The organism is Petrimonas sulfuriphila (assembly GCA_038561985.1).
In the GTDB taxonomy this organism is placed as follows: Bacteria; Bacteroidota; Bacteroidia; order Bacteroidales; family Dysgonomonadaceae; genus Petrimonas; species Petrimonas sulfuriphila.
In genome coordinates, this window is the sequence record CP073276.1 from 1,335,106 (window position 1) to 1,348,982 (window position 13,877).

Below are 13,877 nucleotides of genomic sequence, written 5' to 3' on the forward strand. Positions count from 1 at the left end.
AGTAGTTTCTTCGTTTCCATTTATATATTCGTATTATTTTGATTATTTTACTTTTAATCCGGCGCAAGCAAATAAACACTCACGCCGGATATAAAATTTAAATATAATATTTTACTATGATTCTATTACTTGTCTTTTGTCTTTTTAAGAATCATACCTTTTACTTCACCGCCGGAATCAGTTGTTGTATATGCGTAAACAAATGCAGATTCCACATTAGGAGCTTTATTCTTGACATTTTTTGCTAAAGTTTTAAGGGCACTTCCAACCAGTCCTAAATTTGAATTGTATTCAACTTCAAATACAACACCACTATCAAAAACTTTCACTTGGCTTGGCCCGGGTTTCCAAATTTTATCGGAACCAATAAAAACATGCATCTGCTTTTTCTTCAAATCTATAATATGTATTGAAATACCCGGAATCGGTACTTTTTGAAAAGGATTTGTATTCCATATACTCTTGTTAATCGCCGCTTCTCTTTGCTCAAGAGCTTGAGTAAGATAGGGGTCTCCTAATTTTTTCAGATAATCTAATCCTGCTTTTGTCATTAAGTCTATACCTGCATTTGCAATATCAAGTGAATTAACTTCAATCTCTTTTCCTAAAATAATAGGTATGGTAATAATATTACCATCCGAGACTTTCTTGTCAAATTTATACAATGTAGAGACTTTAGCTAAATTTCCCATGAATTTGCCGTAGGTCATTCTCTTAGTCTGATCATGTAAATCAGGCATGTCAGGTATATCTAACTTATCATATACAAAATGAATATGTTCCCATCCCATAACTGTTCCAGGCCCCCAACTTGCTTCTTTAGTCCAGTTATGAAGCAACGATCGTCTTCTTATTACAGCCGCTTTTAATCCTGTTTCACTATAGACCAAATAATTATAACTATATAAAGAAGCACTCAATCTTCTTTTATGTTGAATATCTATTTTGTGAGCACTGTTATTTCCGAATAAACCTGCAAGTCCTTTCCCAACCAAAGTATACGGTTCTGTTGACATAACAGGAAAATTCTTTATATCTACAGGATCTCTTTGTAGATTATATGCGGTTGCACGTGTAGAGATAGATGAAATATCCTCTTCATCTCCATCCGGTTCTTCATAAAAATCTTCTTCTGACAAATCTTTGAAAGTATCAAAAAGAAATATTTCATTGAATTTTTTTAAATCGGTAGAAACTTGCTCAAAAACTGAAAAATCAGAAAGCGTGTCAACAACTGTTTGATTTGACATATGGGTAAATAGTGTACCCTGTCTTGTAATCATATATAAGGTATCATCTACGATAATTTGTCCTTTTTCATTCAATAATTTTCTGAAATTTTCATTTGGAACGAGTACCTCGGAAATATCAGAGTCAAATGCTGAAACAGAAGATGCCGATCGAGTATAACCTGTATTGTTTATCGCATTTTTTAATTCTTCCTTACTACTAAAAGCATTGATCTCAGAAACAGATTCTGTCTGTTTAACCAAAATTTCATTCTCAAAATTATCTTCACTTTTATTGCATGAAGACAAAAACTGAAAAACAACAAAACATGCTACAAGCATGAATACATTAAACTTTTTCATTTTGTAAAATTGTGTTACGTCCCTACGCATTCAGGACGAAATTAATAATTGCTTTTATTGCTTGTCTTATTTCAGCCACAAGCTTGCTGCCATTGAGAAGAGGATAGAGTATTTATCCAATATTGTCATTTAGAGTTTACAAAGAAACTTTAGTTAAAGTCTCAACTCTACCTTATCAATTAATTTCAAATTCCCCCCACATAGTGCCGTGATCATTGTTGAATGTAAGAACAAAACTCCTGCGGGTAATTCTGAAAGAGAAATTGGCTTGGAATCAAATATATTCTAAAAGTAATATTTGACCCCAAACTTACTAGCAGGGACAATATAGCTGTCAAATAAAAGTACTTAATCAATTTCATTTCCATAAAATTTTTAAAAGGCAGCATGCTGAAATGATAGTGCTACTATTTCAATAGACATTTGTCTTAAAAAAGAATATCGACGTTTAATCCTACGGAGGAATTGACTTGCAACCGGCTATATTCTCATGGATGCTCCAGGTATCTATTTGTTAACCGCTGATAATGATAAGAAACAGCTAACAATATACGAGCTTCTCCCGCAAGTGGATAAGAGAATCCCATGTCCTACCCGGCCTTTGACGTAAGGAGCGATCTTACCACGTGAGGAGAACGTATATTTCACATTCATATGGCTCATGCTCATCCATGCGATACAATCGCAGGAGACTAAAAAATAACACCTACATTAAATCCAATGGAAGATATGTTTTTCCTTACAGAGTTCGACATATATTTATATGTTACAGGCTGAAAAAGATAAAACACGGATACAGTTAATGCCTCTCCAAAATGATTTGAATGTTTTAAAATGCCTAAATTGATAGTAGAGTTAATCCCCCCCTTTATATCAAACGGTATAGTAACATAATCGTTTTCAATTTCATCTACATAAGAAAGTTTTTTCTTATGGGAAAAGAATGCATAGCCAATGTCAACCTTAATGAAGGGGTTTACCCGATGATTTGACGAAATACTATATTTTCCATGTAGATAAGGCTTCCACGCATTATGCCAGCCTGTTTGAAAATAATGATTATCTATTAATTCATTTTTTAAATCCGTTCTATTATTATAGTCTACAAATCCAATTCCTACTCCTAATGTGAAATTTTCTGTTAATTTATATCCTGGAGAAAACTGGAAGTTATAACTAAAAACGTCATTTATCCCCTTTGCGGAACCTGCTTCAAAAAAAAATTCCATCTTTTCTAAGTTCTGGCCGTTCATGTATGTGCATGCGAAAACAAATAACACAAATAATGATGTCCTTAAAATCGAAAACATAATCCTTTTTTTTATATTTATAATAAAATAATGGTTACTGCTACAGGTATTAACCACAGGCCCCAATTAACCAAAAAACTTGCAAGGTCTTCCCCAAAACCCGTACCGTTATCTAGTGACATTAAATGATTTATATCTACAGTATAAATTCCTGTAAAAGAGTATTTAGGATAATCTTCTCCGCATGCGAATTCCAATTTAATTTTATCAACTTCTGATGGCTTTATAGTTTGATAATACCTGGATGCAGAAACATAATATTTATGGGGGGAATATTCAAGTTCTTTTAGACCTTGACTTGTTATGGGGGTTCGAACGCCATTTGTTGAATACCAATAACCCCTTGATGTCATTTTCCCATTATACCAATGAACAGCCCCTTTCTTCCTAAAACATAAATCAACTCTTCCTAGTTTAACTTTAGACCCGTCTTTTGAATTTTTATCACTAACCTCAATTCCTCTCAAAGTAATCCAAGCTTTTCTTTTTTTATTCATATTTTCTTTATCCAAGGTAAGATACTTTATATCTGTAAATGCGCGAGTATTGGGATTTTCCTCTACATCAACATTTACATTTTCGGGCATACCTAATCCTAATTCTTGAATTTTTTCATAAGAAAAAACATCACGCATATCTATCTCTTTTCCAGCTATTATAACTTTACCTTGCTGATTTAATAGCTTTGCAATAGCCTCGTCACTTACTGGCAGGAACGCTGCATAATCTTCTTCGTATTCAGGATAATACAGATTGGGGAATTTCACCTTAAATTCTTCATATCCTCCCTCACGTTGGTAATAATCGTCTGCTTCAGTCATAGCCTGATCAAATTCTCTAAATAAAGAAATAAATTCTTCCCCGGAAGCAGAACGGGTAAAAGAGGCAGTTCCAACTTCATTATTTCTCACTTTTTCGACAGCTTCTAAAAATGCTGCTTCATTATCAAACATAAGAATTCCATCCGATTGCCTAAAAACTGTATTAGTTTCATCGGTGATCGCTACTTGTTGTTCATCCAACTCATTATTACAAGAGGATAGTAGCATGCATGTTAATGCCAGCAATGTAAAAAGAATTGTTCTCATAATTGTAATTTTTTTGTCCCCATACCGTACATATTGTATTCAAGTACTCAGGGTATGAATAAATATTTGTCAATGAACTATCTTAACAACCTTCTTTCCATATTGCGCACTATAAAAATCTGTTGATTAATTCATTTTTTTGCTTTACTGATGCAAAATTATACCCTTGTTTTTCCATTTACTATACACAAAAGTGTGTTTTTGGCATACACTATCGAAATACACACTTTTGTGTGTTTTTTCCTGATCGATTATAAAAGAAAATTCTGTAAATTTGCCATAGAGTAACAGTCCTCATATTTTAGCAATCACATGAAACGAACATCTTTTTTAATACTATCAATCTGTATTTTTGGGATTACTGTTGGTCAAACATCAACCCATTTGTTTTCATTAACGGATTCGACAGTTGGCACATCTTATGTGACAGGATCTCCTGTTACCGCAACACGTTATGTTGTTTCGGGAAAATTATCCGGATGGCATTGGGATGGGATTTCGGATAATTTACTGCTCGAATTGAAAGATCCTGACAGTAAGGAGATTTCTTTCACAAATAGAGGTACCCTTAACATGGTCGACATGGAGGCTAAGAATGTGAAATGGGCACGGGCTATAAACTATAATTCGTCGGAAGTTAAATTGCAGGGAAACTACTACTTTCTTTCTGAAAAGAAAAAAAATTATTGTATCCATCCCGAAACGGGGGATGTATTGTGGGAGAACAGAAATGAGTTTTATTTTATCGATCCGTTTTTAAATATTGGGGTTGGTTATCCGCTCCAATCGTTGTCCAATAAACTTACGGCAGTTGATTTATCGAACGGCAAAGAGTTATGGAGAAAAAAGGTTAACCGGATATGCGGATGGAATGACGCATATATGTTGGACGATACTACATTGTTAATTTCAGTTGACGGCATCAGAGCAATAAATCTAACAAATGGCAAAGGGTGGACTTATAAGGCAAGCACCTCCAATAAAGAGATTGGAAAGATGATAGGTTTTAATGCGATCAATATAATTCTTGGTTTGATTTTTGATCTATATATCTTACAAACGGAACCTAATACTTATTCCGATATGGTATCAAATATGCTTATTGATCCCTATGAAAATACAATCCTTGCCTCTAAAGATCGAATATCGAAGATTGACAAGTCAGGGAAAATACAATGGTCAACCTCTTTACCGGAGAAAAAAACATCAAAATCTTCTTTATTCCTGATTGATACCAACATTTTTATGATTAACCGGGGATATGCCCAATATAATAGAAATTTTTCCATGGTTGGCGCACCCTATTTTGCATCATTTGATTTACAAAGTGGGGAACAATTATTTCTTACATCCATTGCTGAAAAGAAAGAGTTTATTCGTAATTTTCAGGTAGTAAATGATAGATTATTCGTGGTTTTTGAGGATAAGATAGCTGCATATTCATTAAGTGATGGCTCAATGATAACTGAAAAAGCATTAGAATTACATGATGGGGAATTCTTGGATGTTTTTGTTGATTCCGGGATTTATTGGAAAGGGAATGAGCCTTTTTTCAAAGAACTCATATCCGATTTTTCAAATCACAATTTTATGATGACTTCCAAAGGCAGGATTTTTGTTCTGACAGATAATCTTGAAACAATATTGGTGTATGGTAAACCTGACTTGTATCATAAGATAACAGATAATAGTCAATACACATTGGTATCGAATAATAATACAGATTTTATCTTACTTGATAATTCGTATGTTCCGGTAGGTACTATAAAAACATCCGGCGATTTATTAATAAATAAGGATAAACTTTTTTTCTTTGATAAAGATTCTTTTTGGGAGATTAATCTAACCCAATTCAACCAGCCATCTAATCTTTGGCATTCTATTTTTAAGAATATATCCCAGTATATTCCAGCTACTAAATCATAAGAATATCGGTACAATATATAAAGAGAAAGAGGATAGAAATCCACTGAAGTGATTTTAACCTCTTTCCTATTCATGAATAAACTTCGACTATTTTTTCTCACATACTAATTAATGATATAACCTATTGAAAAATAGGGTTGCCAAAAGAAATTATCTACATAGTTAAGTTTAAGTACGGGCAGTTTAAATCCATACATAATACCTGCACCAAAAGCTAAGTTTCTCTTTAGGTTGTGATAACGATAACCGGTAGCAAGTGTTCCATACGCATTGAAATTACTTTTTTCATTGAATTTATAAGTTGAATAAAAGGGTGTAACACCTGCACCTGCTTCAAATTGACTATTACCTTTCCCAAAAAGATAATTCAATTGTAGAGGAACTGATACAATTTCATTTTTTGGAAAACTCCCCCATGAGGTATATTTAAAAGGTACAAAAGTCCAGGGAGCATTAGCATATCCAACACCAATCCCCGCTTTAAAACCAAGTCCGGAGTAATTATCCAAAAAGCGCTGATCAAAAGAAACACCTGCAAGGTTGTAAACACCCAAAATTTCAACTTGAAGCGTAGAAGTATTATTTAGTTGTGATTTAGCAACAGTGCTGAAAAACAAACCAATACATAGAAATGCAAATCCAATTTTACTATTCATAATATAAGTTATTTACTTGCAAAACCAAATTCTATTTATTTCACTATGCGCATACCAGCCCATTTATTTTGTTCTTTTCCACAGATTATAGCCTCCCCCGAATGGAGTTTAGGATACTCCTGTTTGAGTGAGCCGGTCAATGTCTTTGCCCATCCAATTATTGAGCTTGGTAAATTTAATAAATCTGCACTGAAATGAATGTTATAATTTGATGTAAATACTTTATTTATTTCTTTAGCATTATACGCAATAATAAAATCATCAGGCATAACATGATATATAGTTGAGGGGCCTGCCATAACAATATTTTTACATTTTACTTCTGTAACACTATTATGTTTGCTTCTTACATGACTAAACGCCATTTGAATAGCCTGTTGTGTATATTGGTTTACTTGCTGATCAGTTAAAAGATCTGTTGGAAGTAACACGTGAACCCACTCAACTCTTGCAGTCTTATGAGGAAAAGGTTCTGCTAATACGTTAGTAAGAACTGGTTGCTGTATAACAGGTCTCTGTATTCTTGCTAATTCAGGAATTTTCACTGTCAAAACAACGGGTCTCCATCCAACTCTTATCTCTTGAGCTGGTTCTTTACTCCAACCAATCCAGTTTTTTTTCTTAACCTGACCTGTAATTCCTGCTTCCGAATAGAATGCATAATGATAGGCATATAAGCGGCCTCTTACTTTACGTTTTTTACTAATATTTTTTATTTCAACCGAATACCATTTATCATTTCCAAAAAGTCCCTGTCTTAGTTTACCTAACCATGTATGACGGTCTGCCTTGTAAGACGGAAAACTCGCGTAATTAGGTTCATTATTTGAAGACCTTGTTTCAACTTCATTCGTTTCAAAATCCAAGGAATCTAAATCGATTTCTATAAGATCTTTCAACTCTTTGAATGTATCGAATCTGTAAATGTTATCCGCTAATTCGTACAAATCTTCGGAAACTTCTGTCCCGATAGAATCCATAGCATAAATATTTCTAAATTCTTCTTCTTTTTCTTTCGGGAAATAATATGTTCCGTTTCTGTTTATAAGATAAATAGTATCATTTACCATTATTTCTCCATTCGGATTCAATAGTTTCGCAAAATCCTTATTTGGGACAAGTTCATCATATCCATTTAGTTCGTAATAACTCATTTCTTCATCATCATTAGATGCACTGCGTAAAGAAACAGGAATTTCATCCAAAAGACTAATAAACGAATTTGACGTTGTACTTCTTGTTGATTCAACCCCACTTTCCAATGCAGCATAGAAAGCATCTCTACTACTGTATTGAAGCATTGGAAAATCTGGGTTGACAAGTTGTTGTTTAGACTGTTCAGGTTGTTGTTCTGGAACAATTAATTCATCTTGTTCACAGGCGGCGAAAATCATAAATATCGCCAATAATAAATGTCTGAAATTTGTTTTCATAAATTTAATTTTTTATTTTCCCATGCCTATTGTATTCAGGCACTTGCGGAGTGAATGAATATTTGTTAGTAAATTCTCTTAACCATCTTTTCTATATTGATTGCGCACTATAAAAAAGCTGTTTGTTAATTCATTTTTTTGCTTTGCTGATGCAAAATTATACCCTTGTTTTTCCATTTACTATACACAAAAGTGTGTTTTTGGCGTACACTATCGAAATACACACTTTTGTGTGTTTTTTCCTTTGGGCAAAAAACTTCTGGTTTTACGGAATATTTTTCAATTCTGATCCAAAAAAGCCGTCGTAATGACACTTGGTTGTTCCTTACAATTGCATTTCAAGCAACTACACTGGCTTGATTGATACTGTAGGAAGATTGGTTCTCACGAAAAAAACCGACAAGGTCATCATATGTGGAATAAACGGGGATCGTTTCCGAACCGAGGTATTCGATCCCATTGCCAAGGCTATGCACCCGAATACCCATTAGTTTCATTGTTCGCAGCAGTTTGCTATCACATTCTGCAAACACAATCCCTTTCTTTCTGTTGCAAATCGGGTACATGGCATAGAGCAACAGCGATTTGAACAGTAACAATCCATGACGGCCGATATCGGTATTGACTGCCAATCGTCCTATATGCCAAATTGCAGAACAACTATCATCGGGTGAAATATCGTTTAGGCATTGAATGCCGAATAAAGACTGTATGGGCAGTGTTTCTCTCCCATCCCACAGCATCAGGCGGATGGCTCCTATAATGTTATTCTCACTATTTTTTGCTACAAATATCCGTGAATGGTTAAAATAACGCACTTCTTCCCGATATACTGCTTCGACTTCTGCATCGAAATGAATATTGGGCCGGCTATTGGAATGATGCTTGTAGTTTTCCCGCACCACAAATCCGGCAAGTTCATGCAAACTATCCTCCGACAATTGCCAGATGGTATATTTGTCGTAAAATGTAATGAATTTATCCATTATTTAGATTTATTTTTTTATATTTACGGACACAAAAGTACAGTTGTCGGGGCAAAAGGGAATGACACAAAAGTGTGTTTCTTAAGTTCCGGATGTAAGATCCGTCTGTTTTTATTAAAAGGAGTGTTGTATGGCTAAAAAAGAGGATTTTTTCATTCAGGAGAATGAAATTCTTTTTGTCCCTGATGAGGACTATGCACCCATGGAAAGGTATATTCAGTTTTTGGATGCGTTCTCACGAACTACTTATGTAAGTATTTACGTCATTGACTATTTCAGGAAAAACTTCCTGTATGTGTCTGAAAACCCTTTATTCCTTTGTGGTATGCCTGCCGGAAAGGTCAGGGATATGGGATACGATTTTTATCTTGAACGTGTGACGGATGCAGACCTGCCACTTCTACTGGAAATCAACCGGGCAGGTTTTTTGTTCTCGGAGTCTGTTCCGCCTGTGAACCGGCTGGAATATACGCTTGGTTACGATTTCCATATGAAACAACCGTCAGGCAAGGCTATGCTTGTCCACCATGAAATCACACCGCTACATTTGACAAGGGACGGCAGGATATGGTTGGCGTTATGCTCGGTATCCCTCTCCTCACAGACGAAAGCCGGTAATATCGAGATTTCCCGTCAGGGTTGTAATTCGCGCTGGAGGTATCATCCGGAAAATAAAAAATGGGTCAAATATGCGGGTGTAGAACTGAAGGATTATGAAAAAGAGGTGCTCCGGTTATCCGCACAAGGCTGCACGATGAACGAAATTTCTGAACAGATCCATAAGTCGGTCGATACCATCAAGGGGTATAAACGGTTACTGTTTGAGAAATTAAACGTGGGTAACATAACCGAAGCCCTTGGTTTTGCCATTCACCACAGGCTGATATAGTATAATTCAAAGTGGAGCTCGAAGCTTTACAATACCTTTACTTGTCTCCCCTGTTTAATTCCTGTCATCTATAATGGATGACAGATAAAATTTTGGATAGCGTTTTGTCTTTTGCCCCGTGGCAATGCAAAACAACAGGTTGGTGCACAATCCGGCGGCTATCCACGAAGCGATAGGAAGTTGCGGTGGCGGAAGTATACTTTTTTCATTTTTGTATTGGGTGATGATTTTTTCAATCCACGGCTTGGGTTGTACCCAGAGTTTAAAGTAATTCACAATGCGCTCTATAAGCTGTACTTCAAAGTTCTCCCATTTATCGGTAAAGTCTTTCAGTTGCGGGCCTGTAGGCTCCACCACAAATGCCAATCCGCCCCAACCGAGATTATAGGGGTGTATGACCGGGACATTATACTTCTGGCACCATTCATCAAAAACAAACGGGATATCCGACTGGAAATCCAATGCGTTTATGGCAACATCTTGTTCTTTAACCAGTTCTTCCACATTGCCGGCATCGATGAATGTATTTATTGCCGTAATGTCAGCATTTGGATTGATACTCAATAAATGCTCTTTCAAAGCTTCGGCTTTGGGTTTACCTATATCCTGCATCCGGTAATTCTGGCGGTTGAGGTTTGATTCTTCCACCACGTCGCCATCCACGATGGTAATGGTTTCAAATCCGAACCGCAATGCGCACTCGGCTATAATACTGCCGATACCTGCACCACCCAGCAGGATGCGGAAATGCTTGAGGAGTTGCTGTTCTTCCGGGCGGACATAAATTCGGTTCCTACTGTATCTTTCTTCCATATTGTCTTATTTTTGCAACAAAGGTCGTGAAGAAAAATAGTGTACACAACACACAAAAGTGTGTTTTTTGATCGCTGTGAAATTTATTTTTTGTGTTTGAAATTTTCCACATCCTGTCTCAACTGCTCTGCTTCCAGTTCTTTCAGCCTTGCCCTTTCCAACCTTCTGGTTTTTTCGATAACTGCTTTTTCGTGCTGTTTCACCAGTTTACGGATCATTCTCACGCTATCCCTCCGGTTCTCGAAAATACTGTCGAGATCGTTTACACCTGCAGGGGTGATTTCTCCCTGCATCTGGACGTAACGGTACTTTAAATCGTTGTCCTTGCAGGTAGTGATTTCTTTCTGCTGGTAGAATACGATGAAAAATAAAATTAGGCACATGATACATAACCCGATCATCCCGTAAAATACCTTACTGGAAGCGATACTGAAAATATGGTGGTATTCAGTCCTAACCGGTTTGCGGATTTCTCTGATGGCTTCATCCAGTTTACCGGATAACTCGTCGATGGCCGACAAGCCGAGTATTTCGGGTTGGGTGGGAGCGCTATTACTGTTCCCTGCCTTTACAATCTCCCTGATTTCCTCGAAAAGCGTGTATATCTCGTTTACGTCTTTATTCTTCATTTCTTTAATGTGTTATTGTGTTATTACCTTGATATTTTATTGCACCCTTGCATTTATGCATTGAAGTACTATTTAATGAGATCATGATGCCATGACTTATTGAGATATTGACTGCATTATGTAGACTACATCTGCCGGCCGTACCTGCGTTTCTTCTTTTTTTTCGGTTGCTGGTACAGGTATGCCTGATCGTCATCATGCCCGCTTGCAGGCCGGATGTCGAACAGTCCTCCCAATCCCGATACTATGGATTCTGTACTGTTGTGTACCGTTGCCGATATCGATTGTGCCTGATCCTGCCGCATGGACTGTCGGACGTTCTGTTTTAATTGGTAGTCGATTTTCGAGTAACTGAACATCCTGTCCACTTTCGAGCCGTTGAACGTGTACCCTCCCTTTCTGAATTTTACTCCCTCCACGGTGGTGGTATTGCCTTTGGTCTTGAATTCCGTCCTGATTCCTGATCTTTCAAGTTCTCTTATCAATTGTTTCCAGTCCCTGCACCTCGGGACGGAAGTTTTAAGGGCTTCGTATATCTCGTATCTGGTCTTGTCCGGCTCACGCAGGCGGTGTTGCTTCACATTCTCCTTGCCCGTGGAATAGTATAATCCGTACTTGTGCGTCAATTCCTTGCAGATCTTCTCGCTCCGGTAACGGTCGTTACTGTCGGATATGGTCTTGCCGTTATTGTCAACCCGATTAAAGACAAGATGGATGTGCGGGTGTTCCTTGTCGAAATGCCTGGCAATGATGTATTGTGTACCGGTGATCCCCATCCGCTGCATGTAATCATGGGCGATTCTTACCATCACCTTGTCGGATAGCTTTTCCTTGTCCTGTGCCGAAAAATCGAGCGTGACATGCCCGACCGGTTTCGATACCCTGCCGTTCATCCCTGCCTGCGTTACAAAGCCGTCGATGACGGTATTCAGGTTTTTCAGCCGTAAGCCGTCCGAATTGAGTATCCGTGTCTCTTTCTTTTCATCGATGACGTATTTTATTACGCCCTTGAATGAACTTCCCTTTGTGATCTTAGCCATCATTGCGTAAAGTTTCTATCAGGTCATCGATCTTGACTGCCAGACGGAGATATTCCCCCCTTGCATTGGCGTACCCCTCGGCATTCGCTCTCCTTGCGATCTGGTTCAGGTTGTTCCCCATCCCCGACAGCTTGCGGATATGGCCGTTCAGTTCGGGGGTTATCCGTGGACGGATCATGCTCCCAGATATGGACTGCCGGATAAATTCACTCCTGCTGATCCCTGCACTGTTTGCCTTTGTCCTTAGCGAGATATACTCCCTCGTGTCGAGTTTCACGCTGACGGTGTACTTGCGTTTTTCTCCCAGTTTCTTGGCGGGTCTTCCTCCCTTTTTTATCGTGTTCATACTTTAGTTCTCAATGTCATTTTTCATTATGATTTCATTCCAGACCGGCGGGATTTCTTCTCCCTATTCGGGGAGCAAGCGGGTTTTGGTACTACCAAAACATAAACTTGCTACTCCCAAAAACATAAGGTATCCCATTTTTTGCTGCATTAAATCCTTAATCCCCTTTTTGGTTTTTGGACTGGCTTCTTAGGAGATCGGCTGTGTTTCAAATGTGCCCTTGCGCACAGGTATTCGTTCAAGTCCTTGTACTCCGAATAGTGGTGCGAGGAATTCCGTACACGGCAGCCCAGATCCTTTTCCATTTTTCTGAAAACTGTCATCCCTGCCTTGTCGTTGTCGAGGAAGGGATGTACCTGTTCATAGTCTACCAATAGAGGTATGGCTTTCTGCAGGTTTGCCGTCGAGTTGAGAATGATATGGTCGTGCCGGTTGGAATTTGGATATTCCGGATTGAGTTGTTTGTGTATGGTAAGCAGAGAGAGATAGTCCATAAACCCCTCGAAAACGAGACAGCTTTCCTTTCCGTCCTCCTGCCGGATATGGGTGATATCCTTGGGGGCGATGCATCCCTTGAATGAGGAATTGCGCAGTTCATAGCCTCCGGCATTGTTCGCAAAGCCGATGGCATAGTAGGTGTTTTCCCCCACGCTGTAGTGTATCTCCCTGCAATGTTCCCGTGCGATGTCCGCATTGATCTTCCGGATTTTCAGGTATTCCAGCAGTCGGGGATGTTCCAGCGGTTTATCTTCGATCAGGGTGATACCGCTGTTCTTTCCGCTGTTCCGGTGAAAGGAAAAGGATCGTTGCTCCTCCATGGGTATGAGCGGCTGTTCCCTCAGATGTTCGATGGCGTCATTGAAAGTGCATCCCTCCAGTTTCATCACCAGGTCGATGATGCTTCCTCCCTCGTCGCTTCCGAAGTCGTACCACAGATTTTTGGAATAATCGATTTTGAGGCTTGGCGTGCTGTCATCCCTGAACGGGCTCCTGTACATCCCGTAGCCGGAATATTCCCTTGCAGGGTAAAATCCCCGACTTTTCAGGTAATCCCTTATCTGTATGTTTTTTATATTGTCTCTATTCATTTTTCTGTTGTTTTGTTGCGGTTTATCCAATACTTGCTGTATTACAATACATTACACTGACAACACTTCCACAACAAGTAT

At 38.0% G+C, this 13,877-nt stretch carries 13 protein-coding genes; 2 read left to right on the forward strand and 11 right to left on the reverse strand.

The window, feature by feature from the left end:
* Positions 1-125 precede the first annotated feature (125 nt).
* From KCV26_05435 to KCV26_05445, 3 genes are all read right to left on the reverse strand, one after another.
* Positions 126-1,592: a hypothetical protein gene (locus KCV26_05435; protein ID WZX37821.1), complete on the reverse strand. Its 1,467-nt coding sequence runs from the start codon at positions 1,590-1,592 to the stop codon at positions 126-128.
* A 692-nt stretch (positions 1,593-2,284) separates the two neighbouring features.
* The gene (locus tag KCV26_05440; protein ID WZX37822.1) at positions 2,285-2,821 is read right to left on the reverse strand and encodes a hypothetical protein; all 537 of its coding nucleotides are present in this window, start codon (positions 2,819-2,821) and stop codon (positions 2,285-2,287) included.
* A gap of 98 nt (positions 2,822-2,919) precedes the next feature.
* A complete protein-coding gene (locus KCV26_05445) occupies positions 2,920-3,990 on the reverse strand; it encodes a hypothetical protein (GenBank protein ID WZX37823.1) in 1,071 nt (356 codons plus the stop codon).
* Between the two features lie 312 nt (positions 3,991-4,302).
* Here KCV26_05445 and KCV26_05450 point away from each other — a divergent pair, with 312 nt between their 5' ends.
* Positions 4,303-5,916, forward strand: coding sequence for a hypothetical protein (locus KCV26_05450; protein WZX37824.1), 1,614 nt, complete (start codon positions 4,303-4,305; stop codon positions 5,914-5,916).
* Positions 5,917-6,020: 104 nt separating this feature from the next.
* On the opposite strand, the gene KCV26_05455 is transcribed toward KCV26_05450, so the two are convergent.
* The 3 genes from KCV26_05455 to KCV26_05465 form a co-directional block, all read right to left on the reverse strand.
* Positions 6,021-6,572: a hypothetical protein gene (locus KCV26_05455; GenBank protein WZX37825.1), complete on the reverse strand. Its 552-nt coding sequence runs from the start codon at positions 6,570-6,572 to the stop codon at positions 6,021-6,023.
* A 35-nt stretch (positions 6,573-6,607) separates the two neighbouring features.
* Complete coding sequence (locus KCV26_05460) at positions 6,608-8,005, reverse strand: hypothetical protein (GenBank protein WZX37826.1); 1,398 nt, start codon at positions 8,003-8,005, stop codon at positions 6,608-6,610.
* Between the two features lie 338 nt (positions 8,006-8,343).
* Complete coding sequence (locus tag KCV26_05465; GenBank protein ID WZX37827.1) at positions 8,344-8,991, reverse strand: hypothetical protein; 648 nt, start codon at positions 8,989-8,991, stop codon at positions 8,344-8,346.
* 130 nt (positions 8,992-9,121) lie between these two features.
* Here KCV26_05465 and KCV26_05470 point away from each other — a divergent pair, with 130 nt between their 5' ends.
* On the forward strand, positions 9,122-9,880 hold the full coding sequence (locus tag KCV26_05470; protein WZX37828.1) for a response regulator transcription factor: 759 nt from the start codon (positions 9,122-9,124) through the stop codon (positions 9,878-9,880).
* A gap of 54 nt (positions 9,881-9,934) precedes the next feature.
* Here KCV26_05470 and KCV26_05475 read toward each other — a convergent pair whose 3' ends face one another.
* From KCV26_05475 to KCV26_05495, 5 genes are all read right to left on the reverse strand, one after another.
* The gene (locus KCV26_05475; GenBank protein WZX37829.1) at positions 9,935-10,693 is read right to left on the reverse strand and encodes a ThiF family adenylyltransferase; all 759 of its coding nucleotides are present in this window, start codon (positions 10,691-10,693) and stop codon (positions 9,935-9,937) included.
* An 83-nt stretch (positions 10,694-10,776) separates the two neighbouring features.
* Positions 10,777-11,322: a hypothetical protein gene (locus KCV26_05480; GenBank protein ID WZX37830.1), complete on the reverse strand. Its 546-nt coding sequence runs from the start codon at positions 11,320-11,322 to the stop codon at positions 10,777-10,779.
* Between the two features lie 125 nt (positions 11,323-11,447).
* Positions 11,448-12,365: a relaxase/mobilization nuclease domain-containing protein gene (locus KCV26_05485; GenBank protein WZX37831.1), complete on the reverse strand. Its 918-nt coding sequence runs from the start codon at positions 12,363-12,365 to the stop codon at positions 11,448-11,450.
* Positions 12,355-12,708, reverse strand: coding sequence for a plasmid mobilization relaxosome protein MobC (gene mobC, locus KCV26_05490; protein WZX37832.1), 354 nt, complete (start codon positions 12,706-12,708; stop codon positions 12,355-12,357). The genes KCV26_05485 and mobC overlap by 11 nt, the downstream gene beginning before the upstream one ends.
* 149 nt (positions 12,709-12,857) lie before the next feature.
* Positions 12,858-13,796, reverse strand: coding sequence for a toprim domain-containing protein (locus KCV26_05495; GenBank protein WZX37833.1), 939 nt, complete (start codon positions 13,794-13,796; stop codon positions 12,858-12,860).
* Positions 13,797-13,877 lie beyond the last annotated feature (81 nt).

Excerpts from the sequence above, each read along its gene's own strand:
- KCV26_05445 (WZX37823.1), bottom strand. The coding sequence starts at position 3,990 with ATGAGAACAATTCTTTTTACATTGCTGGCATTAACATGCATGCTACTA.
- KCV26_05480 (WZX37830.1), bottom strand. The coding sequence starts at position 11,322 with ATGAAGAATAAAGACGTAAACGAGATATACACGCTTTTCGAGGAAATC.
- KCV26_05465 (WZX37827.1), bottom strand. The coding sequence starts at position 8,991 with ATGGATAAATTCATTACATTTTACGACAAATATACCATCTGGCAATTG.
- KCV26_05450 (WZX37824.1), top strand. The coding sequence starts at position 4,303 with ATGAAACGAACATCTTTTTTAATACTATCAATCTGTATTTTTGGGATT.
- KCV26_05485 (WZX37831.1), bottom strand. The coding sequence starts at position 12,365 with ATGATGGCTAAGATCACAAAGGGAAGTTCATTCAAGGGCGTAATAAAA.
- KCV26_05435 (WZX37821.1), bottom strand. The coding sequence starts at position 1,592 with ATGAAAAAGTTTAATGTATTCATGCTTGTAGCATGTTTTGTTGTTTTT.
- KCV26_05460 (WZX37826.1), bottom strand. The coding sequence starts at position 8,005 with ATGAAAACAAATTTCAGACATTTATTATTGGCGATATTTATGATTTTC.
- mobC (WZX37832.1), bottom strand. The coding sequence starts at position 12,708 with ATGAACACGATAAAAAAGGGAGGAAGACCCGCCAAGAAACTGGGAGAA.
- KCV26_05470 (WZX37828.1), top strand. The coding sequence starts at position 9,122 with ATGGCTAAAAAAGAGGATTTTTTCATTCAGGAGAATGAAATTCTTTTT.
- KCV26_05440 (WZX37822.1), bottom strand. The coding sequence starts at position 2,821 with ATGGAATTTTTTTTTGAAGCAGGTTCCGCAAAGGGGATAAATGACGTT.
- KCV26_05475 (WZX37829.1), bottom strand. The coding sequence starts at position 10,693 with ATGGAAGAAAGATACAGTAGGAACCGAATTTATGTCCGCCCGGAAGAA.
- KCV26_05495 (WZX37833.1), bottom strand. The coding sequence starts at position 13,796 with ATGAATAGAGACAATATAAAAAACATACAGATAAGGGATTACCTGAAA.
- KCV26_05455 (WZX37825.1), bottom strand. The coding sequence starts at position 6,572 with ATGAATAGTAAAATTGGATTTGCATTTCTATGTATTGGTTTGTTTTTC.